We start from the raw sequence: 22,373 nt of genomic DNA, 5'->3' as shown, positions 1-22,373 counted from the left end.
ATGGCGAATATGAGTTTGAAACCGCGGATATTCACATTTGCGGCCGCCATTGTCGGTTTGGTCGTTATCTTTACGTTGCTTGCTGGCACTTGGGTGAGCAAAGTAGAACAACAAATAGACCCCGTGGTGCCGCAACGTGCTGGGCAAACAGCGGTAGTCACCAGCTTCGAACTTCCAGAAGTACGTTTTTTCAGCGGCCAAATGGAACCGCGCCAAGAGGCATCCATGTCGTCTCGTATTACTGCGCGGGTGGCCGATGTGTTAGTGGAAGCCGGCGACCGCGTGCAGCAGGGCGACGTGTTAGTTCGGCTTGAAAATGACGATTTGAGTGCGCGTGTACGGCAACAACAACAAACTTTAGCCGCTGCCCAAGCGCGCGTGAATGAGGCGCGCAGCAATTTTCAACGTGTTTCGGCATTGGTTGAGCAGGGCTTGTTGCCTAGCGCTGCATTAGACGAGGCGATTGCCCAGCGTGACACGACGGAAGCTGAGCTTGCTGGCGCACGAGAAGGCTTGTCGGAAGCGCAAACCAGTGAAAGTTTCAGTGTAATTACCGCTCCATTTGATGCGGTAATTAGTGATAGAGGGGTTTATACCGGCGACACTGCCGCGCCCGGCATGCAACTTATTCGCCTTTATCAGCCCGAAAGCTTGCGTTTTGAAGCCTGGGTGAGTGAGTCGGCATTGCGTTTTATACAACCGGGAAAAGTGTTTAGCGTTACCATTGATGCTCACGAGCAGGCGTATTCTGCGGTGGTGACTGAAATCGTGCCGGCAGCAGATGCTGCTTCACGTAGTTTTGTGGTGCGGTTAAGTATCGACATGGGTGCGCAAGCTCAACCCCAGCAGGTAATGTACCCAGGTATGTACGGGCGGCTTGCTGTACGCCAAGACACGAAACGCGAGCGACTCGGCGTACCTGCGGGGGCAGTGGAAACCTTAGGGCAATTGCACTTTGTACAGGTTGTAAAGGCGCAGGGCTTAGAGCGCCGCTTGGTTCGCCTTGGCGAAACCAGCGGATTCGTAGTTGATGGCGAGCAGTGGTATGAAGTGGTGTCTGGCGTGCAAAAGGGCGACACGATAGCCTTACGCTAGTCCGGTTGGTAGCCCGTGTCTTCCTTTTTGTTTTTTCCTTCAGCAGCGCTGCGAGCGAGTTGATCGCAGCGTTCGTTTTCTGGGTGCCCAGAGTGGCCTTTCACCCAATGCCAGCGAACGTCATGACGCTGTTGTGCAGCATCCAGGCGTTGCCATAGATCTTTGTTCTTCACTGGCTTTCTATTGCTGGTTTGCCAGTTTTTTTGTTTCCAACCTTGCAGCCACTGGGTAATTCCTTGGCGCACATATTGGCTGTCGGTCCATAAATCCACAGAGCATGGCTGTTTTAAAGCCTCTAGCGCAACCGCTGCGGCTAACAATTCCATGCGATTATTTGTGGTACAGGTATAGCCCTGCGCGAGTTCCCGCTCATGCTGGCCATAGCGCAATACCACACCATACCCACCCGGACCGGGGTTGCCGAGGCATGAGCCATCCGTATACACAACTACTTCTTTTTTCGGCGCCATAGACGGGTTACCATGTTTACTTCATTTTGTGTGGCGAGTATACGTGGCGAGGCAACATGACACAAACTGCAAGTGCTGGGCATCGGCAAATCATTTTAGACACTGAAACAACCGGTATTAGCCCAGCGCAAGGGCACCGTATTATTGAAATTGGCTGTGTTGAAATGATTGACCGTAAGTTAACCGGCGAACATTTTCATGTGTACCTCAACCCAGAGCGGGTAGTGGAGCAAGAAGCCATTGAAGTACATGGCATTACTAATGAATTTTTAGAAGACAAACCGGTATTTGCGCAGGTTGTAGATGCCTTCTTGAATTTTATTCAAGGGGCCGAGTTGGTGATTCACAATGCGCCCTTCGACGTGGGCTTTATTGACCATGAGCTTAATTTACTCTCACCAGCCCGTGGCAAAACGAAAGATTATGCAACGGTATTCGACACCTTAGACTATGCGCGCCGTAAGTTTCCAGGGCAAAGAAATAGCCTAGACGCCTTATGTAAACGATTTGATATTGATAACTCACACCGAACCCTACACGGCGCGTTACTCGACTCTGAAATTCTGGCTGATGTTTACCTGCTTCTTACCGGAGGCCAGCGTAAATTGGGTTTGCACGGCAGTGAGGCGGAGCAAGAGGCGGGCAGTTCAACGATAAAACGTATAGCGAGTGATCGTTCAGCGCTAAAGGTTTTACCCGCAAGTGCCGAAGAAGAAGAGGCACATCGGCTATATTTAGCGTCTTTATCGTCAAGTGGGGAATGTCTTTGGCAACAACAGGTTGGGCAAGAAAACTAACGCTGATCGTGGTTAGCGCTGGGGTATTTTTCAGCAGCGTCGTTCACGCACAAGGCAACGCAGTAACGCAAGAGCAAGCGCCCGAAGATCCACGGCGGGCATTCTCATTGCTCGAAAACGGCAATTTACAGCAGGTGCCGCTTGAGCTCGATCGATTCCGTATCGACTATGCCATAGACGAAATTACCCTCGTTATTTTTCGCTATCCGGATACTGCCCCTGCCGTAGTTACCTTGCCCGACGGCACTAAATGGTATGCCAGCCGCCACCCTCGAAACGTAGCTTGGTACAGTGCGCAAGACTACGATTTAATTCGAGTGAAGGAGCCTGTACCGGGCCCCTGGCAAGTAACAGGGCGTATTCGCCCCGACAGCCGCATTATGGTGGTGAGTGATATTGAATTTACCCCAGACCCCTTGCCTGAACTGTTGTTTCGTGGTGAAACCATTGGTGTAGAGGGGCGGGTAACGCAGGCGGGTGACGACATCGACCAACGCGATTTCCGCAGTGTGATCCGCTTAGAAATGTTGCTGAACAGTACCAATAATCCCGATTACGATAATTTTGGCCAAGCCATTGTAAGCTTGGGCGAATTTGCCGACGACGGACTTGAAATGGACAGAGTTCCGAAAGACGGTGTTTTTACCGGCAAGATAGAGCTCGATATAGCCGCGGGCGAATATATTCCTACCTACCGTGTGCGCACGCCGCTTCATACGCGTGTGTTTGAAGGCGAACCTATTTTAATTCACCAGCAACCGGTGAGGCCTCAGGTTCAAGTTGCGGCGAATGATAATGAGCCGCATCGAATTGAGTTCCAAGTTGACGAGCAGATGATTGACCGCAACGACATTGTGCTGTCGGGGCGGGTAAATTATCCGAACGGTGAGCGCCAGAACGTTAGCATTGTGACCGCGCAAGACGACGATTTGCAGGTGCAAGTGCCGAGTTATACTTACGGAGTTTTTCAGCTGGAACTGAGCTTGAATGGTACCGACAAAAACGGTCGTGAGTTTAAAATGGATTTGCCGACCACCGAATTTCGCTCTCAGCGCCCAATTGAAGCGCCAGAATCCGAAGTAAACGAAGCGGAACTTGCTGAGGCTGCAGCAGAGCAAGCGCACCAACAAGCGTTGAATGAACTGCAAGCGGAGCGTGCCGAAACCAGCAACCGCCTAGTGTGGGTGGTGGTGGTGAATTTAGCCATTGTTGCGGTATGGATGTTTATTATGCTAATGAGCCGAGGGCGAAATCCTGCGAGGAAAGCTGTTAAGGCAGCCAAAGCCAAAGAAAAAGCAGACAAGAAGGCAGCAAAGAAAGAAGCAAAGGCGAAGGCCAAAAATGGCAATTCAGACTAAAACTGGCGTAAAGATGAGCAAACAGTGACAACTTGATTAAAAAGGGGTTGACTCATTTTCGCGGGGCTCGTATCATCCTCGCCGCGTTAAGGAAGTCCTTAAAGCACAGCAATCAATTGGAGCGGTAGTTCAGTTGGTTAGAATACCGGCCTGTCACGCCGGGGGTCGCGGGTTCGAGTCCCGTCCGCTCCGCCATTTGCTGTGTCTCAAGTGCATTTTTATCGTATTTCCAGTGTGGAGCGGTAGTTCAGTTGGTTAGAATACCGGCCTGTCACGCCGGGGGTCGCGGGTTCGAGTCCCGTCCGCTCCGCCACTGCTGGAAATTTTCTACCGTTGGAGCGGTAGTTCAGTTGGTTAGAATACCGGCCTGTCACGCCGGGGGTCGCGGGTTCGAGTCCCGTCCGCTCCGCCATTTCCTTGTTAGTTCGTTAGTTTTCTGTATTCCATTACTTTGTTCTTTCCTTGTTGCTTGGCCGCATACATCGCTTGGTCTGCGTATCGCAGCAATAGCTCGGGCGTGTCTGCGTCGGTTGGGAAATGGGCAACGCCAAGGCTCGATGAAATCACCATAGACGCACCCTCAAGTACGACCGGCTGCATAAGCTCTGTTTGTAGGCGTTGCAACAGCACCTGATAGCCATTCACAGACTCGTTCAACAACAGCAACACAAATTCATCGCCGCCAATGCGCGCCACAGTGTCGCTACGGCGAACACACGCGGTAAGGCGCTCGGCAATCGCCTCCAGTAAATAATCACCAGCGGCATGACCATATTGGTCGTTTACGGGCTTGAAATCGTCAAGGTCGAGATACACCACGGTTACTTTAGTGTTGTTTCGTCGTGCCGATTCAACCGCCATGTACAGCCTGTCGTTGAGCAACGTGCGATTCGGTAGCCCAGTGAGACTGTCGTAGTGTGCGAGTTGCTCTAAACGCTGCTGTTGTAGTTTAAGTTGGGTAATGTCGCTAAATAACCCCACGTATTGAAGTACATTCCCTTGTTCGTCGTGCACAGCAGAAATAGTTTTTCGTTCACAGTAAATTTCCCCGCGTTTATTACGATTCCAAATCTCGCCCTGCCAAAAGCCATGCTGTTTAAGGTTGCGCCAAATATCCTGCAGAAAGGCTTCGTCATGGTGGCCCGACGCCATAAAACGACCGGGTTGACCTACGGCTTCCTCTCGAGAATAACCAGTAATACGGGTAAAGGTTGGGTTCACTTCAATAATGATGTCATTCGGATCGGTGATCATAATGCCTTCATGAGTGTGTTCAAACACACTCGAAGCAAGTCTAAGTTCCCGTTCTGCTTTTTTTTCGTTGGTGATGTCCATAATGTAGCCGTGCCATACGGTGGCTCCATTGGCCTTGCGCGCCGGGTGCGCCTCACCCCGTAACCAGCGTTCAGTATCTGCAAATTTAACTCGATACTCTAAGCGCCAAATTGTCAGTTGCTCTGCCGACGCGTTGATGGTGCGTAATACTTCATCGAGATCGTCTGGGTGGATGTTCTGCGCTGCGTTAAAGGCGTCTTCGCGGGCTTGCGCTGCGGTTACCCCGTAAATGTCTTGAATGCGGTCGGAGGCAAAAGGAAAGTACATACGCCCGTCTGGCTCCAGTACAAATTCGTACAGCATGCCCGGTACGTTTTGGGTGAAGAGCTGCAAACGTTCATTTTGTTGGTGCAAGAGCGTATTCATTGCGCGCTCTTGGCTGACGTCTCGCCAAACGCCTAGAATTTGAATATCAGTTGAGCTCGGGTCACGAAGTACCCGCATTTCATCGCGGATCCAATGATAACTGCCATCTGCGAACTGAAACCTGTATTCGTATGTAAGGTAGCCTTGACTGAGCAAATCGTCGTTGGCCTGCGCTTCAACTTTCTGGTCGTCGGGATGAATGTGTGCACTCCACCAGCCCGGTTGAATGGCTTGTTCACGGCTCCAACCGGTAATTTCAGTAAGGTTGTCACTCACCCAGTTGGCCACGGGCTCATCATTATGAATGAACATAGTGTACAGAACAGCGGCGGCACGCTCTTGTTCTAAATTCCGCTGCCTAGTTATGTGGGAGGACGTTCCTGCTTTTGTTTGCTTCATGGCGTGCCATTGTAAAGAATTCACCCTTATAGATTTAGCACGCAAAACCTAAAATGTTAAGCAAAGAGAAGCCTTTTCCCTGCGCGGCGATTCAGGCACAATAAGGCCTCTCCCGAAGGGCAATAATAGACAGCTAAGTAGTGATAATGACAAACCCTGCTTTTGTGCACTTGCGCATACACAGTGATTTCTCCATGGTCGACGGTCTGCAAAAGGTAAAGCCTTTGTGTGCAAGAGTGGCTGAGCTTGGCATGCCCGCTATGGCGCTGACCGACGAAATGAACCTCTGTGGGCTGGTTCGTTATTATCAAACAGCACGTAGCCTCGGTATTAAACCTGTTATTGGCGCCGACTTGCGTATGCTGACAGAAAGTTGGCCAGAACAGCCATTGCGGATAACAGCGCTGGCGCTCAACGACAAGGGCTATAAAAACCTTACGGTATTAATTTCGAAAGCCTATTTGCGCGGTCATAAATTTGGTCGCCCGTGTATTGACCAAGCGTGGTTGGAAGAACATCAAGAAGGGCTAATTTTGCTCTCTGGTGGCGTACAGGGTGACGTGGGTCAAGCCATTTTAAAGAAGAACAGCGCGGCGCTTGAACAGAGTATTGCATTTTATCAACAGCACTTTCCCGATCGGTTCTACTTAGAGTTAACGCGCACAGGCCGACCGCGCGAAGAAGAACAGGTACATGGTGCTGTAGCCGTTGCCGCACAATACAATTTACCGGTGGTTGCAACCAACGATGTGGTGTTTTTGCAGCCTTCCGACCACGAAGCACATGAAATTCGGGTGGCCATACACGACGGATATACTTTGGCAGATCCGCGCCGGCCGAAACTCTATTCGGAACAGCAGTATTTGCGCAGTAGCGAAGACATGCAGGCGCTGTTTAGCGACATTCCTGAGGCGCTCGCGAACAGTGTGGAAATAGCCAAGCGTTGTAATGTTGAAGTGGAGCTTGGCACCTATTACTTACCGAATTTTCCCACGGGTTCCATGAGCATTGAAGACTTTTTAGTCATGAAGTCACGCGAGGGGCTCGAGAAGCGTTTAGCTTTTATTTTCCCAGACCCACAGCTTCGGGCGCAAAAACGCGGCGAATACGACGAGCGTTTGGAGATTGAACTAAAAGTTATTAACGAAATGGGCTTTCCCGGTTACTTCTTGATCGTGATGGAGTTTATCCAGTGGAGTAAAGACAACGGCATTCCCGTAGGGCCTGGGCGTGGTTCGGGGGCAGGCTCGCTGGTGGCCTATGCACTGATGATAACTGACCTCGACCCACTCGAATTCGATCTGCTGTTCGAGCGATTCTTGAACCCAGAACGGGTGTCCATGCCCGATTTCGATATCGACTTTTGTATGGATCGGCGCGACGAAGTGATCGATCACGTAGCCGAGCTCTATGGCCGCGAAGCGGTGTCGCAAATTATTACCTTTGGTACCATGGCTGCAAAAGCCGTGGTGCGCGACGTAGGGCGGGTTCTCGGCCACCCCTATGGCTTTGTCGATCGTATTTCAAAGCTCATTCCCATGACCCCAGGCATGACCTTAAAAGCGGCGTTCGAAGAAGAGCCTCGCTTGCCGCAGCTTTATGACGAAGACGACGAAGTGCGCGAAGTGATTGATATGGCGCGGCGATTGGAAGGAGTTACCCGAAATGCCGGGAAGCATGCGGGTGGGGTGGTTATAGCCCCGACCAAAATCACCGACTTCTCACCGCTTTATTGTGACGACGAGGGTAAATTCCCGGTTACTCAGTTTGATAAGAACGATGTTGAAACCGCAGGTTTAGTGAAGTTCGACTTTTTGGGCTTGCGTACGCTGACTATTATTCAATGGGCTGTGGATATGGTAAATGTGCGTTATCGGCAAGAAGGAAAAGCCGAGATCGACATTACCGCTATTCCGTTAAACGACCAAGCCTGTTATCGGTCGTTAAAAAAGGCCGAAACGACGGCTGTATTCCAGCTTGAGTCGCGCGGCATGAAAGAGCTGATTAAGCGGCTTTTACCCGACTGTTTTGAAGACATTATCGCATTGGTGGCCTTGTTCCGACCGGGGCCTTTGCAGTCGGGCATGGTAGACAACTTCATTGACCGCAAACATGGTCGTGAAGAAATTTCCTACCCAGATGCAACCTGGCAGCATGAATGCCTGAAGGAAATCTTGGAACCTACTTACGGGGTTATTCTTTACCAAGAGCAGGTGATGCAAATTGCGCAGGAAATGGCGGGTTACACGCTTGGTGGTGCCGACTTGTTACGCCGCGCAATGGGCAAGAAAAAGCCAGAAGAAATGGCAAAGCAACGCGAGTTTTTTGCTGAAGGGTCGAAGAATAACGGTATCGATCCTGAGTTGGCGATGAAGATTTTCGACTTGGTAGAAAAGTTCGCAGGTTATGGTTTTAACAAGTCTCACTCTGCCGCTTATGCCTTAGTGGCTTATCAAACCTTATGGATGAAGGTTCATTTTCCGGCCGAATACATGGCGGCTGTTATGTCGGCCGATATGGACAACACCGACAAAATTGTGACTTTAGTGGACGAATGCGAGCGTATGGGGCTAAAAATATTGCCCCCAGACGTGAACGTTGGCCAGCATAAGTTTAGTGTTGACCAAGAACGGCGTGTTGTTTATGGCATCGGGGCCATTAAAGGGGTTGGAGAAGGCCCCATAGAGGCGATTATTGCCGCCCGTGAGGCCGGAGGCGCGTTCACCGATTTATTCGATTTTTGTCGCCGCGTCGACTTGAAGAAGCTCAATCGACGCGTGATGGAAAAGCTGATTAAAGCGGGGGCCATGGACAATTTAGGGCCGCACCGCGCTGCTTTGTTAGCAACTTTAGATAAAGCCATGCGCCAGGCAGATCAACAGGCGCAAGCTGAGGCCATTGGCCAAGGTGACTTGTTTGGTATGAGTGCTGAGGTACATGACCACCCAGACGCGGCCTTCGAACAGGTACCGAAGTGGCCAGAAGGTGTTTGGCTAGACGGTGAACGCGAGACCCTTGGGCTTTATTTAACCGGGCACCCGGTAAATCGTTACCGTGAAGAGTTGAAGCACTATACGCGTGGCCGCCTGAGCGATGTTGAGCCGAGTGGTCGCGGTAACGCGTATGCGGTGGCTGGGCTTGTGCTCGACGTGCGCAACATGGTGAATAAAAAAGGTCAGCGCTGGGGCCTGGTAACCCTCGACGATAAGTCAGCGCGGCTTGATGTGCGGTTTTACAGCGACATTTTTGAACAATATGAAAGCTTATTGGCCAAAGACCAAGTATTGTGGGTGAAAGGAGAGGTCAGCTTTGATCACTTCAACCAAGGCAATACAATGACCGCACAAGAAGTATTAACACTTGAGCAAGCACGCGCCCAATTTGTCAAATCGGTACGAGTGTCGTTAAACTTAGCCGAACAGGACACACTAGCAGCGGCGGTTGTGCAGGTGGTGCAGCAGGCACCCAGAGGAACCTGCCCTATACAATTGGATTGTCAGATTGATGGAGCTCAGGCGAGTTTAATCACGCCAGCTCAATGGTACGTCGAACCTACAGACGACTTGCTGTACCAGCTTACGACTGCGGTAGGCGAAGGCAATGTACGTTTGAACTTTGAATCTTAAACCGGACTACCTACGGATGAACCAGAATTTTTTGGAATTTGAACAACCGATTGCCGAATTACAGGCACAAATTGACGAGTTACAGGCTGTTGGTGCAAAAGGCGGCCTCGACATCGACTTGGAAGCGGAAGTAAAGCAGTTGCGTAAAAAACGTAACGAGCTGACGAAAAAGATTTTCTCAAACTTGGGTGCGTGGCAGGTTGCGCAGTTAGCGCGGCATCCTTTACGGCCTTATACCTTCGATTACGTTCGCATGATCTTTACCGACTTCGATGAACTCGCCGGAGACCGTGCTTATGCAGACGACAAAGCTATTGTGGGTGGCGTTGGTCGGATTGACGGTGATCCTGTAATGATTATCGGCCACCAGAAAGGGCGAGAAACAAAGGAAAAAGTGCGTCGTAACTTTGGTATGCCAAAGCCCGAGGGTTACCGCAAAGCCCTACGGCTAATGGAAATGGCTGAACGTTTTAACATGCCTATACTGACCTTTATTGACACGCCGGGCGCTTACCCCGGTATTGGTGCCGAGGAACGTGGGCAAAGTGAGGCGATTGCGCGCAACTTAAAGGTTATGTCTCGATTGCAAGTACCCACCATTTGTACCGTTATTGGTGAGGGCGGCTCGGGCGGTGCACTTGCAATTGGTGTGGGTGACCGCGTGAACATGTTGCAGTTCAGCACCTACTCGGTGATTTCGCCAGAAGGCTGTGCGTCGATTTTGTGGAAGAGTGCGAGTAAAGCTGAACTAGCGGCGGAAGCTATGGGTGTAACCGCGCAGCGCTCACTTGAACTGGGCCTTATCGACGCCATCGTTGAAGAGCCAGTGGGTGGAGCCCATCGCGACTATGAGCAAATTGCAATGCGTGTGAAAGAGCAATTACGGAGCGACCTTGATGCTTTGAAAGGCTTTTCAAAAGAAGAGCTGCTGGAGAAGCGTTATCAAAAGTTAATGAACTTTGGCTACTGCTGATTTATACCCCCAGTTTAAACAACAACTTTGTGCGCTGGCGCTTGCTACGAATCAACAAATCGTAGTGGCGCTGGGCGGCGGAGTGGACTCGCAAACGGTTTTGGATTTAACCGACCGTTTTCGGCGAGAATTTCCGAATTATCGCTACTTAGCGATTCACTTAGACCACGCCTTTCATGAAAAGTCGGCGGCCTGGGCGGAGTTTCTGCGCGCAGACTGCGAGCAGCGACAGTTCCCGGCCATTATTGAACCCATTCAGGTGGTGATAGCGAACCGCGAAAGTAAAGAGGCGGCAGGGCGTGAGGCGCGCTATCAGCGTTTAGCTGAACTTACTGAGGCTAATGCGGTTATTCTGTTAGGGCAACACCGTTCCGACCAAATTGAAACCTTCTTGTTGCAACTACAGCGTGGTGCCGGCCCTAAGGGGCTCTCGAGCATGGCGGCTATTGCGCCGTTTAAGGAACAGCGACGGCTTTTACGGCTGTTACTTAACTTTGAGAAAACAGAGCTTTACGCCTACGCAGAAGCGCATGGCGTACAGTGGATTGAAGACGACACCAACTACGACACTTCGATAGACCGCAACTTTCTGCGCCATGAAATTGTGCCGAGGCTACAACAGCGTTGGCCGTCAATTCAGGCCACTGTTGCGCGCTCGGCTGAACTTTGTGCCGAGCAACAAAGCCTGCTCGAATATTTTATTGATAAAGAACTAACGCCGCGGATACAGGGCGATCGCTTTGAGTTGGCAGGTTGGCTTGAGCTCGCACCCAATTTGCAGAAGGCACTGTTGCGCCGATGGTTTGAGCGTGCAGGCGTACCATTGCCAAGCTCCGCCATTATGACCGAATTATTGCGCCAACTGTCGCGCTTGCCACAAGGGAAGGTGCGCGTGCAATGGGGGCAGAATCAGGTTTATCGAGAGCGGCGCCAGTTGGTACTCGCGCCGTTGTAGGTGTGTAAATAAATATAAACTAAAGCAAAAAGGGCCTGCCTAGATGGCAAAGCACAACCGGCCTTTGCCGCTCTGCTTGGCTTCATAGAGTGCATTGTCGGCGCGGGCGAGTAGGGTGTTTTCGTCTTGTGTTGGGTTGAGTTCCACTGCACCAGCACTGCAACCAATATTATATTCGGTTAAAAGCGCGTCACCGGCCACTCCATTTTGAATACGATCATAAACATGCTGGGCGCTGTGTTTATCTGCGTCTTGCAGCAGCAAGACAAACTCATCTCCGCCGTATCTATAAACACCGTCGTACGCCCGCAATGCACGCTTAATGACCTCGGCAAAACGTTGCAAAATACGATCGCCTTTGGCGTGGCCGGCAGTGTCGTTTACCGTTTTAAAACCGTCAAGATCGAGCAGCATTAGCATATACGAAAGGTTATTGCGCCGTTTGGTTTCCGCCGCTCGGGTAAGTTGCTCACTCATAAGCAAACGGTTGCCTACGCCGGTCATGTGATCATGCATGGCTTGACGCCTTACACGGGCGAATCGCATGGCATTTCGAAGCGGGAAAATGAGCTGCTGATGAAAGGTATTCAGCTGTTTTTTATCCGCAGCAGAAAAGCCCGAATGTTTGCTGTACACCAGCTGGCCTAAATACTCGCCGTCTGCATAAATGGCCGCATTGTGTTGCGGCTTTTGTTCCACATATCCGAATACAGCAAATACTAATTCATCGGCAGCGAAGGTAAGGCTGTCGATGGCCAAGGAGTCACGAACCTCTTTGCCATAGAGCGCAAGTAATTGCTCGATATCGAGGGTGGTTTGTAAGCGCTCAGAAAGTTTACCGTCGCGTTGGAATCGTTCCGAACAGGCTAACACTTGAACGCCATTCTGATCTTGTTGTTGTTCTACAATCACCACAGAACTTAACCTTATACAAATGGATGCTGTGGCAAGCTTTGCAAACACTGTTCCACGTTTTGCAAGTTATTGATTTAAAATTTATTCTCCTGCTCTGTGTGGCTTTTCTGTCGGCTGAATTAGGTGAAGTGGCAAAAAATTGCCACTCTATTCCACTGGGCGGCCACCCAGTTCGAGGTAGGCGTGCAATTGGTCCTCATTTTTGAGTGCTTGCTCAAAGCCAAGCTGAATGAGCTCTTGGCAATATTCTTTTTCAAAAAGCAAGTAGCTCACAATACTGGAGGGGGTGTCGCGGTCGACGCCAATTAAGTTCAACAGCTTTTGCACTGGCTTAGGTAGTCGGTGATAGTGTTTATGGGCAACTTCCGTAAAGTCCAGTTCGGGTTGAATCAGTAATGAGTCTATTCGGCGTAACGTGGGATGGGTCATACCCGCTTGCTCTAAACGAAATATGGTGTCGTTAATGCGCTCTAACCGTTCAACGTCGGCATTCAGAGTGTCGGCGAATATGGTGTCCAGCAAATGCCCTGCAACTGCCGCACTGCTGGGTACATAAGGCCGATGTAAGGCGTCCTCGGTTTGTGGCGGGTCCATGCCAATCACTAAAATTTTACTGGCGCCAAGATGAATCGCTGGGCTCAAGGGCGACATTTGATGCACCGAGCCGTCGCCAAAGAAATGTTGGCCAACTTTAATGGCAGGAAATACCAGCGGAATAGCGGCCGACGCCATCAAATGCTCACTGGTAAGGCGCGTTCTCGTACCGCGACGTTTAGCACGCAACCAGTCTTCGTATTGCGGTATCCCCTCATAGAAACTGACCGACTCGCCGTTGTTATAACAAGAAGCCGTGATGGCGACCGCGCGCAAATAGCCTTGGTGAATATGTCGGTCTATGCGTTTAAAATCGACCACGGTATTCAGCAGTTCCCGCAAAGGTTGATTGTCGAATAGGCTTGCTGCCGGCCGTTCTGTACTCTCCGACTGAAACATACGGCCAACCCGGCCAAGCAAATGACCAAAGAGCTCACCGGTACTGCAACGATAAACTTGCTCAGTTCGAAATTCGCCCCAGGTTTTTTCTAAATGCTTTACGCCTAGGCGGAAATTTGACGCATAGCTGGCCAAAGCACTGGCGTTAAGTGCTCCTGCAGACGTGCCACAAAGAATGCGAAACGGCAGCGGGTGAGCACGAGGAACCAGCGTGGCGATTGCCTTGAGTACGCCCACTTGGTAGGCCGCGCGAGCTCCGCCACCGGCAAGTAATAGGGCGGGTTCACGAGAAGAAATCATAATTCGACAGATCCTTGTAACGTCTGTTTACATATTAAACGCAGCGGAAACAACTTTAGTGTACGGCTGTACTGTTACCGAAAGCATTTAACATTCATAATAGATGGATTCAAGCTAGCCCACTTAGGAAGCATTGGTTCAATGGCTATTTTAAAACGAAAAATTATTTTACCTGTTGTAATTCTTCTTGTCGCTGTCCTTTTAGCTGCTGTGCTCGGAAGTATGCGGCCACCACCGAATCGCGAAACTCCCGTTCGGCCTGCTGTTTTGGTAGAAGTGATGACCACACAAAAGCAAGCCGAAACCTTTTCTGTGCCGGCGCAAGGCAACGTGATGCCGCGCTTCCAAACCTCGGTGGTTTCGGAAGTAAGCGGGCGCATTCTTGAAGTGTCACCAAGGCTGGTAGCGGGTGGATTTTTTAGTAAAGGCGAGGTGATGCTTACGGTTGATCCTGCGGATTATCAGGCTGAATTAGAAGAGGCGAAAGCCAATCTAGCGCGCGCTCAGTCGGCGGTTGCGCAAGAGCGTGCGCTCGGGCGTGTTGCCGAGGCTGAATGGCGCTCCATAGAAGCGGGTGAAATTCCAGAGTTGGGTTTACGCCAGCCGCAGTTAGCCAGTGAACTTGCCAACTTGAGAAGTGCAGAAGCGCGCCTTATGCGTGCAGAGCGCAACTTAGAGCGAACCCAAGTTCGCGCGCCTTTCGACGGCGTGTTGGCGACACGAAACGTTAACCTAGGCCAGTTTATAAGTATGAATACCGTGGTTGGTACTCTTTTTGGTACTGAGCTTGCGGAAATTCGCGTGCCGCTTACCGATTATGACTTGTCTTTCCTTGATATGGCGGCTATCGACGCCGAGCAAGACGGCGGACCAACGGTGAACTTGCGCGCTAACGTTGCTGGGCAAACATTAACGTGGCAAGGTGCCATTGTGCGCACTGAGGGCATTGTGGATTCAAGCAGCCGCGTAACTTACGGCGTAATTGAAGTAAAAGACCCGTACAACCGTAAGCTGGGGCTGCATAACCAGCCACTCACCTTTGGTCGTTACGTGATTGCTGATATTGAAGGCATTACGGTGCCAAATTTAATTCGTTTGCCGCGTTATGCTGTGAATGCTGACGGTAAAGTGTGGGTTGTGACCGATGAGCGTATTTTAGAAGCGCGCCCTGTTACTGTATACCGTTCTGCACAAAACGACGTGTACATAAGCGAAGGGTTAGCGTCGGGCGAGCGAGTGATGTTAACTCAGCTTGATAACCCCTTACCCGGTATGCGTGTTCGCCTACCCGGTGACCCACTCACGCCGGCAGAACCAGAAACGGAAAACGATTCGGACACATGGATTCCTATTCAGGGTGAAGAAGGCGAGCAAGCGGCAGAAACTGAACAAGCGAAAGGTACCCAAGCATGAAACCTGAAACTGGCTTAATTGCGTGGTTTACGCGCAATAAGGTGGCCGCTAACCTGTTAATGCTGATTATCGTTATTGCCGGCATTATGGCGGTGTTTGCTATTCGTAAGCAGACCTTCCCGACCATTGAATTAAACAACATTATGGTTCGGGTAACGTACCCGGGTGCCGCCCCGCAAGAAGTTGAGCAAGGCGTACTGATTCGCATTGAAGATGCGATTGACGAAGTTCAAGGTATTAAACGTATTACCAGCACGGCGCGGGAAAGTATGGGCACCGTGAACATTGAGGTGTCCACCGGTTATGACGTAGCGGAGGTCATGGACGAAATACGCATGAACGTTGACGGTATTTCCAGCTTTCCGGCACAGATAGAGCCGCCGTTGGTGTACCGAATTCGCCCGCAACAACAGATTATTTGGTTGTCGATTTACGGCGACATGAATGAACGTGCACGAAAGGTTTTGGCGCGCGAGGTTCGTGATGAAATTCGCTCGTTACCCGGGGTAACGCAAGCCACGGTTGTGGGCACGCGAAACTATGAAATTGCTATCGAGATTTCCGAGCAAGACCTGCGCACTTACGGGCTCACCTTTGAGCAAGTGGTACAAGCGGTTCGCGGTACTTCACTCGACGTGCCGGGTGGCTCGATACGCACGCCAAACGGCGATATTTTGTTGCGCGCCAAAGGCCAAAGTTACATTGGCAGAGAATTTGAGGACATTGTTTTAATAAGCCGAGAAGATGGTACGCGATTGACCCTTGGCGAAATTGCGAGTGTTCGAGACGAATTTGTCGAACGCCGCGCCTTCGCTGAGTTCGATGGCAAAGCCGCGAGTTTTGTGCGGGTTGACAGTGTGGGTACACAAAACGACTTGGCCATAGCAGAAACCGTAAAGCAGTATGTAGAGCGCAAACAAGGCGAGCTTCCGGAAGGCGCTTCTATTGCCTATTGGGGAGATAGTTCCTACTACCTCAAGGGGCGCCTAAATTTAATGTTGAAGAACTTAATCTTCGGCGTTCTGTTGGTGTTGGTGGCCTTGTCGCTGTTCTTACAAATTCGCTTGGCCTTCTGGGTAATGATCGGCATTCCCGTGTGTTTCCTTGGTGCACTCGCGGTAATGAATTTACCCATGTTTGGCGTATCCATTAACATGATCTCGCTGTTTGGTTTCATTCTGGTGCTGGGCATAGTGGTCGACGACGCCATTATTATTGGTGAGAGTGCCTATTCCGAAATTGAAAAATACGGCAAGTCTGAAGAGAACGTGATTCGAGGCGCAAAACGTGTGGCTGTGCCCGCAACCTTCGGTGTATTAACCACGGTTGTGGCCTTTGTGCCAATGCTCATGGTGGGTGGGCCTATGGCCGGTATTTGGGAGTCGATCGCTTGGGTTGTGATTCTCTGTTTACTGTTTTCGCTGGTCGAGTCGAAGTGGATTCTACCCGCGCACATTAACGGTATGAAGTACTCCAAAACCCCAGAGAGTAAGCAGAATGGCTTTCAACGTGTGCGCAATGGTGTGGCCGATGGCTTGAAGTATTTTGTTGAGCATAACTACAAGCCGTTTGCACGCAAGTGTCTCGAGTATCGATACACCACGATTGCAGCCTTTTTTGCTTTAATGATCCTCACGATAGGGCTTATTCAAGGGGGCGCTATTCGCTGGGTGTTTTTCCCTAATATTCCAAGCGACTTTATTTTTGCCCAAGTTGAAATGCAGCCCGGAACACATGAAGACTCGACCATTCGTGCATTGCGAGAAGTGGAAAACACCTTACGCTCGGTGAGTGACGACTACCAAAAAGAGCACGGCGAGAGCTTAGTGAAACACACCAATATATTCCTCAATGGTAGCGAAGGCGGACAGGTTTTTGTTGAACTTGAGAAGGGCGAAACGCGGCAAATTGACGGTTTTGAAATTGTTAATCAGTGGCGTGAACGTATGCCTGAAATTGCCGGTGTGAAAGAGCTTAACCTGCAGGCCTCTATGGCTGGCGGTGGCGGCGGTTTCGACATCGAATTCCAGCTGAGTGGCACCAACCTTGACGAGCTTGCAGCTGCTGCCGAGCAACTGGGTGCTGCGTTAGGAACCTATGGTGGGGTGTTCGATATTTCCAATACCTTTGGTGTGCCACAAGAGGAAATTCAACTCGAAGTGAAACCCTCAGCTGCAGCGCTTGGGGTGCGTTTACAAGACGTCGCCACGCAAGTGCGTTATGCCTTCTATGGTGCCGAAGCGCAGCGGATTCCGCGCGACGACGAAGAAGTTCGGGTAATGGTGCGCTATCCGCTGGAAGAGCGGGTGTCTATTGGTAACTTGGAAGAAATGATGATCCGCATGCCAGACGGGCGGGAAATTCCTTTCCGTGAGGTTGCCGAGGCGCGGTTAGCCGACGGTTTTAGTTCGATTACTCGCATTAACGGAACGCGTTCGGTTAATGTGCGCGCTCGGGTGGATAAAGATCGAGTAGAGCCGCGAGAAATTATTGCCGACATACGGGAAAACGACATTCCGGGAATTTTGGAAAATTATCCAAATGTGCAGTTTGGCTTAGAAGGCGCAAGCCGCGATGAGCAAGAAGCGCTAGGTTCGTTGGCGATTGGCTTCGTTATTGCCATGTTTGCTATTTATGCACTGATGGCGATTCCGCTCAAATCATACAGTCAGCCCTTTATTATTATGTCGGTTATACCTTTCGGTATTATCGGCGCGTTTTTAGGCCACTTGGTATTAGGCATGCCGATTAGTATTTTAAGTTTATTCGGTATTATTGCGCTGGCCGGTGTGGTGGTGAACGACAGCTTGATTTTGGTGGATTATGTGAACCAGAATCGGCAAGAGAACGACAAATTGGAAGACGCGGTGATAGAAGCCGGTGGTGCACGTTTTCGAGCTATTGTACTCACCTCGTTAACGACCTTTGTAGGCTTGCTGCCGATGGTTCTGGAAAAGAGCCTGCAGGCACAAATGGTGATACCCATGGCAGTGTCGTTGGCCTTTGGTATTCTCTTTGCCACGGTAATCACGCTGTTACTCATTCCATGCTTGTACTTAGTACTCGACGATTTTGGCCGTTGGTGGAACAACAAACCCAAACCGGAAGGTTCAAGTTAATTGAAAGGGCGCAAAGCGCCCTTTTTTTTGCTGCTGCGCAGGGCTCGGCGAATGATAACGCTGCGGCTGTTATTCCGCTGGAAAGGCGTTAAACTATGTACACTTCCTCGACACACTAAGAAGCGAGCTGTAGGGCAAACATGAGCACACTCATTCCATTACTCGACGTTATCGCCATTGTTTGGTTTTTATCTATGTGGGTAGGCTATGCCATTTTTGCTCGCAAGCGCGCAAAAACAAGGCATTCGCTCTCGAGCATTCTGCGGGCTCTACGGGTTGAGTGGATGAACGCGGTTGTGCACAAAGAGCAGCATATTGCCGACGCAGCGCTGGTGGGAAACGTGGAACGCACAGTTACATTTTTTGCTTCGTCTACCATTTTTGTTTTAGCCGGTGTGTTAACAGTACTGGCCTCGAACGACGCCTTTGTGCGCGTGCTAGATGAACTCCCTTTTACGGCTGAGCAAAGCCATACACTCGTACTGATGAAGCTTGGCGGACTCGCTGGAATTATGGTGTATGCATTCTTTAAATTCACTTGGGCGGTTCGCCAGTTTGGCTTTGTGTCTATTTTATTAGGCATGGCGCCGAAAATGAGCAAGGCAACTGTTACCCTAGAAGAGCGCGAACGGTTCTCAAAAAATACCGCCAAAGTTCTTGATCAAGCAGGCCATGAATACAACTACGGCTTGCGCGCCTACTATTTTGCGTTGGGCTATTTATGTTGGTTTGTAAGCCCTTGGCTGTTAATGCTCGCTGCATTAGTCGTTACCGGAGTACTGTACCGGCGCGAGTACAACTCTAAAGTGTTGCGTGCCTTGCTCGCTACGCACAACTTAACACCCGGCCCAAAAACGCCTGATGAACTGGGTTAAATCCTTGTAGAACGGAGAATGTTGATGTTAAAGGAAAACTTTCTTGCTTGGACCCGAGCTCATGAATGGGGTGCTGAAGTTGAAGTCAGTCAGCAACTCGCCAACGGCGGTAAGGTGGAGGTATGGGACAGTGGCGTGATTGTGTTTACCCCAGCCGGCAAGCCCACCCGCGATTTGGTTTTGTCCTGTGCTGTGCATGGCGACGAAACGGCTCCCATTGAAATATGCGACGCGCTCATTGAAGCGCTGAAGCAGGGGCAGCTCACGCCACAAGCACGGGTTATGTTTTTAATTGCAAACCCTGCTGCCATTAATAACGGCACTCGGTTCGTTGAAGAAAATATGAATCGATTGTTCAGCGGAGCGCATAGCAAAGGCCCAGGCTTGGTAAACAAAGAGCGCGTTCGCGCCGAAGCGCTTGAGGGCTATATGGAGCGATTCTTTGCAACCTCGCCACCTAGCCGAGAGCGCATTCACTACGACATGCACACCGCCATTCGCGACTCTGCGCACGAGAAATTTGTGGTCTACCCTTACCAAAACGAGCGCCCTTATAGCAAACGCCAACTGCAGTTATTAAAAGCAATGGGCGTTCCTGTTGTGCTGCTCAACGACGGCCCTACCACTACGTTTTCGTATTATTCGGTAAACCAATTTAATGCCCATGGTTTTACTGTGGAGCTTGGTAAGGTTAAACCCTTCGGACAAAACGACATGCAGCGTTTTGCGGCAGCCCAAAGCACGTTAACCGCGCTTATTTGCGAGGCTGACCCGGAACTTGATCGGTTTGAGCACGACGATTTTATGATTTATCAGGTGCTTCGCAGCATTAACCGCACCGCAGAGGATTTTGAGCTGAACTTCCCCGACAATGTTGCAAACTTTACTGAGTTTCCACTTGGCGCTGTGATTGCGCGCGACGGTGAAACGGAATACCGAGTTGAAACAGAAGGGGAGTCGGTTATTTTTCCAAACGCAAAAGTAGCGCTTGGGCAGCGCGCTCTGCTCACCGTGGTGGCCATTCCAGCAGAGAGTTTAGAACTGGTCTGAGTTCTGTGGGTGAGCGCCTAAACACAGTAAAAATAAGGGGTGTACGGGAGAATGAACAGTTTTTTCGTGCACCTTAACGCAACAGCGTTTGCAACGACCTTTACGTAAAGGTAAAGTTGCCGCAACGTTCACAATGAGACAACATTATGTCAATGGAAAACACAGCAAAAACCAATGTAACTTCAAAACTTGAAGTTATTCCGGGGCATGCAGTGAACATTCCGGTGTTCCAGCTGCTAAAAGAAGACGGCACGGTACACAAAGGTGCAAAACTCCCCGCAATCGACAAAGAGTTAGCGCTGAAAATGTTCAGCACCATGCAATTCATTCGCTTGCTCGACGAGCGCATGTTCGCGGCACAGCGACAAGGGCGAATTAGCTTTTACTTGTCGTCGCTTGGTGAAGAAGCAGCCAGTATTGGCTCGGCAGCCGCGCTCGCATTTGAAGACATGATTATGGGGCAATATCGTGAGCAGGGCGCATTAGCGTTTCGTGGCTTTACCGTTGAGCAGTTTATGAACCAGCTGTTTTCAAATGAAAAAGACTTAGGCAAAGGGCGGCAAATGCCTGTGCATTACGGCTGTGCGGCACTCAATTTTATGACGATTTCGTCGCCGTTAGGCACACAAATTCCGCAAGCCACTGGGTATGCGTACGGGCAAAAACATAGCCCAGCGAATAAAGACGCAGAAAAGACCTGTACGCTCGTTTATTTTGGCGAAGGCGCCGCCTCGGAAGGCGACTTTCACGCCGGCTTAAACATGGCCGCGGTGTTTAAGGTGCCGGTTATTTTCTTTTGCCGTAACAACGGCTACGCCATTTCCACGCCTGCCAGCGAACAATTTGCTGGTGACGGCATTGCACCGCGCGCCACAGGATATGGTATGAAGGCCATTCGCGTTGACGGCAATGATATTTTTGCCGTTTATGCAGCGACGCAAGAAGCGCGCCGAATTGCACTTGAAGAGGGCGAGCCGGTGTTAATTGAAGCCATGTCGTATCGTATGGCGGGCCACTCTACGTCGGATGACCCAACTGGATACCGTACCAAAGAAGAAGAAGAAAAATGGCGGGCAAAAGAGCCGATGATCCGCTTCCGTAACTGGCTTATCGCCAAAGGCTGGATTACCGAAGCAGAGGCTGATCAACAAATGGCAGCGCATAAAGAAGCCGTGTTGGCGGAATTGAAAAAGGCAGAAACAGTGCCTGCGCCTCATGTTGACGAGATTATTACCGATGTTTACGACACGCCGAGCGAACAGTTGCAAGTGCAGCTCGACGCCTTAAAAGCGCATATTCGGAAATATCCAGACGCTTATCCTGCGACCGCAAAAGGAGTGAAGTAATGGCGAAAATGAATTTACTGCAAGCCATTAACAGCGCTCTCGACTGTGCAATGGCAAAGAACGACAAAGTAAGCGTGTTTGGTGAAGACGTAGGCCATTTTGGTGGTGTTTTCCGTGCCACCAGCGGCTTACAAGAAAAGTACGGTAAAGCCCGTTGTTTCAACACCCCTTTGGTTGAGCAAGGTATTATTGGCTTTGCCAACGGTTTGGCCGCGCAGGGCTCGTTTCCTGTCGCTGAAATTCAGTTCGGCGACTATATTTTCCCTGCCTTCGACCAAATTGTGAATGAAACGGCGAAGTTCCGTTATCGTTCGGGTAACGAATTTAATGTAGGGGGCTTAACCATTCGCACGCCTTATGGCGGCGGTATTCATGGTGGCCATTACCACTCGCAGTCGCCGGAAGCCTATTTTGCCCATACGCCGGGCTTGAAAATAGTGATTCCACGCAATCCGTACCAAGCTAAGGGCTTGTTGCTGAGCGCTATTTTTGATCCAAACCCGGTGCTGTTTATGGAGCCGAAACGTTTGTATCGTGCCGCTGTCGGTGAGGTACCGGAAGAAGAGTACACCTTACCCATTGGTAAAGCCGAAGTGGTAAAAGAAGGCACCGACGTAACTGTGGTGGGTTGGGGCGCGCAAGTGGAAGTGATTGAAAAAGCGGTTGAACTTGCGGAGAAAGACGGAGTGAGCGCGGAAATTATCGATCTCCGTTCGATTTTACCTTGGGACGCCGAAACCGTAGCCAAGTCGGTGATGAAAACGGGGCGTTTGGTGATTAGCCAAGAGGCGCCACACACCATGGCGTTTGGTAGTGAGGTGGCAGCGACGATTCAAGAGCAGTGCTTCTTGTATTTGGAGTCACCCATTATGCGTGCCTCTGGCCTTGATACGCCCTATCCGTTGGCACATGAGAAAGAATATTTCTCTGACCACCTGAAAACCTATGAAGCCATTAAGCGTTCTCTCAACTATTAACAGGAGCTGAC

At 50.6% G+C, this 22,373-nt stretch carries 16 protein-coding genes and 3 tRNA genes; 15 read left to right on the top strand and 4 right to left on the bottom strand.

Annotated features, from left to right (window positions below; all coding sequences use genetic code 11):
• Positions 1-1,095, top strand: coding sequence for an efflux RND transporter periplasmic adaptor subunit (locus tag DQW12_RS03045; RefSeq protein ID WP_232819865.1), 1,095 nt, complete (start codon positions 1-3; stop codon positions 1,093-1,095).
• Here the strand turns inward: DQW12_RS03045 and rnhA are convergent.
• Positions 1,092-1,565 (bottom strand): ribonuclease HI, encoded by a 474-nt coding sequence (gene rnhA, locus DQW12_RS03040; RefSeq protein WP_113906372.1) that lies wholly within the window; start codon positions 1,563-1,565, stop codon positions 1,092-1,094. The two genes, DQW12_RS03045 and rnhA, sit on opposite strands and share 4 nt — an antisense overlap.
• A gap of 56 nt (positions 1,566-1,621) precedes the next feature.
• Here rnhA and dnaQ point away from each other — a divergent pair, with 56 nt between their 5' ends.
• From dnaQ to DQW12_RS03015, 5 genes are all read left to right on the top strand, one after another.
• Positions 1,622-2,362 (top strand): DNA polymerase III subunit epsilon, encoded by a 741-nt coding sequence (gene dnaQ, locus DQW12_RS03035; protein WP_113906371.1) that lies wholly within the window; start codon positions 1,622-1,624, stop codon positions 2,360-2,362.
• Positions 2,326-3,720 (top strand): TIGR03503 family protein, encoded by a 1,395-nt coding sequence (locus tag DQW12_RS03030; protein ID WP_113906370.1) that lies wholly within the window; start codon positions 2,326-2,328, stop codon positions 3,718-3,720. Before dnaQ ends, DQW12_RS03030 begins: the two co-directional genes overlap by 37 nt.
• A gap of 118 nt (positions 3,721-3,838) precedes the next feature.
• Positions 3,839-3,915: transfer RNA gene (locus DQW12_RS03025), tRNA-Asp, on the top strand.
• 41 nt (positions 3,916-3,956) lie between these two features.
• Positions 3,957-4,033 (top strand) — tRNA-Asp (locus DQW12_RS03020).
• A 22-nt stretch (positions 4,034-4,055) separates the two neighbouring features.
• Positions 4,056-4,132 (top strand) — tRNA-Asp (locus DQW12_RS03015).
• Positions 4,133-4,140: 8 nt separating this feature from the next.
• Here the strand turns inward: DQW12_RS03015 and DQW12_RS03010 are convergent.
• Positions 4,141-5,820: a sensor domain-containing protein gene (locus tag DQW12_RS03010; RefSeq protein WP_113906369.1), complete on the bottom strand. Its 1,680-nt coding sequence runs from the start codon at positions 5,818-5,820 to the stop codon at positions 4,141-4,143.
• 146 nt (positions 5,821-5,966) lie between these two features.
• Here DQW12_RS03010 and dnaE point away from each other — a divergent pair, with 146 nt between their 5' ends.
• Genes dnaE through tilS form a run of 3 tightly spaced genes read left to right on the top strand, consistent with a single transcriptional unit; the run spans position 5,967 to position 11,374 of the window.
• Positions 5,967-9,446: a DNA polymerase III subunit alpha gene (gene dnaE, locus DQW12_RS03005; RefSeq protein WP_113906368.1), complete on the top strand. Its 3,480-nt coding sequence runs from the start codon at positions 5,967-5,969 to the stop codon at positions 9,444-9,446.
• A 16-nt stretch (positions 9,447-9,462) separates the two neighbouring features.
• Positions 9,463-10,419 (top strand): acetyl-CoA carboxylase carboxyl transferase subunit alpha, encoded by a 957-nt coding sequence (gene accA / locus DQW12_RS03000; protein ID WP_113906367.1) that lies wholly within the window; start codon positions 9,463-9,465, stop codon positions 10,417-10,419.
• Positions 10,406-11,374, top strand: coding sequence for a tRNA lysidine(34) synthetase TilS (gene tilS / locus DQW12_RS02995; protein WP_113906366.1), 969 nt, complete (start codon positions 10,406-10,408; stop codon positions 11,372-11,374). The genes accA and tilS overlap by 14 nt, the downstream gene beginning before the upstream one ends.
• A gap of 39 nt (positions 11,375-11,413) precedes the next feature.
• On the opposite strand, the gene DQW12_RS02990 is transcribed toward tilS, so the two are convergent.
• Entirely contained in the window at positions 11,414-12,289 is an 876-nt protein-coding gene (locus DQW12_RS02990; RefSeq protein ID WP_113906365.1) for a GGDEF domain-containing protein, read from the bottom strand.
• Positions 12,290-12,436: 147 nt separating this feature from the next.
• Positions 12,437-13,582, bottom strand: a complete 1,146-nt coding sequence (locus DQW12_RS02985; protein ID WP_113906364.1) for a patatin-like phospholipase family protein — start codon at positions 13,580-13,582, stop codon at positions 12,437-12,439.
• Between the two features lie 141 nt (positions 13,583-13,723).
• Between DQW12_RS02985 and DQW12_RS02980 the strand changes: the two genes are divergently transcribed.
• From DQW12_RS02980 to DQW12_RS02955, 6 genes are all read left to right on the top strand, one after another.
• Positions 13,724-14,995: an efflux RND transporter periplasmic adaptor subunit gene (locus DQW12_RS02980; protein WP_113906363.1), complete on the top strand. Its 1,272-nt coding sequence runs from the start codon at positions 13,724-13,726 to the stop codon at positions 14,993-14,995.
• Positions 14,992-18,114, top strand: a complete 3,123-nt coding sequence (locus tag DQW12_RS02975; RefSeq protein ID WP_113906362.1) for an efflux RND transporter permease subunit — start codon at positions 14,992-14,994, stop codon at positions 18,112-18,114. The genes DQW12_RS02980 and DQW12_RS02975 overlap by 4 nt, the downstream gene beginning before the upstream one ends.
• 140 nt (positions 18,115-18,254) lie before the next feature.
• Positions 18,255-18,989: a DUF599 domain-containing protein gene (locus DQW12_RS02970; protein WP_113906361.1), complete on the top strand. Its 735-nt coding sequence runs from the start codon at positions 18,255-18,257 to the stop codon at positions 18,987-18,989.
• Positions 18,990-19,007: 18 nt separating this feature from the next.
• Positions 19,008-20,039: a succinylglutamate desuccinylase gene (gene astE, locus DQW12_RS02965; RefSeq protein ID WP_113906360.1), complete on the top strand. Its 1,032-nt coding sequence runs from the start codon at positions 19,008-19,010 to the stop codon at positions 20,037-20,039.
• 146 nt (positions 20,040-20,185) lie between these two features.
• On the top strand, positions 20,186-21,385 hold the full coding sequence (locus DQW12_RS02960; RefSeq protein WP_113906359.1) for a thiamine pyrophosphate-dependent dehydrogenase E1 component subunit alpha: 1,200 nt from the start codon (positions 20,186-20,188) through the stop codon (positions 21,383-21,385).
• Positions 21,385-22,362, top strand: coding sequence for an alpha-ketoacid dehydrogenase subunit beta (locus DQW12_RS02955; protein WP_113906358.1), 978 nt, complete (start codon positions 21,385-21,387; stop codon positions 22,360-22,362). Before DQW12_RS02960 ends, DQW12_RS02955 begins: the two co-directional genes overlap by 1 nt.
• The last annotated feature ends 11 nt before the right edge of the window (positions 22,363-22,373 follow it).

The organism is Aliidiomarina celeris, assembly GCF_003316875.1.
GTDB lineage: Bacteria > Pseudomonadota > Gammaproteobacteria > Enterobacterales > Alteromonadaceae > Aliidiomarina > Aliidiomarina celeris.
This window is presented reverse-complemented; position numbering and strand designations above follow the sequence as displayed.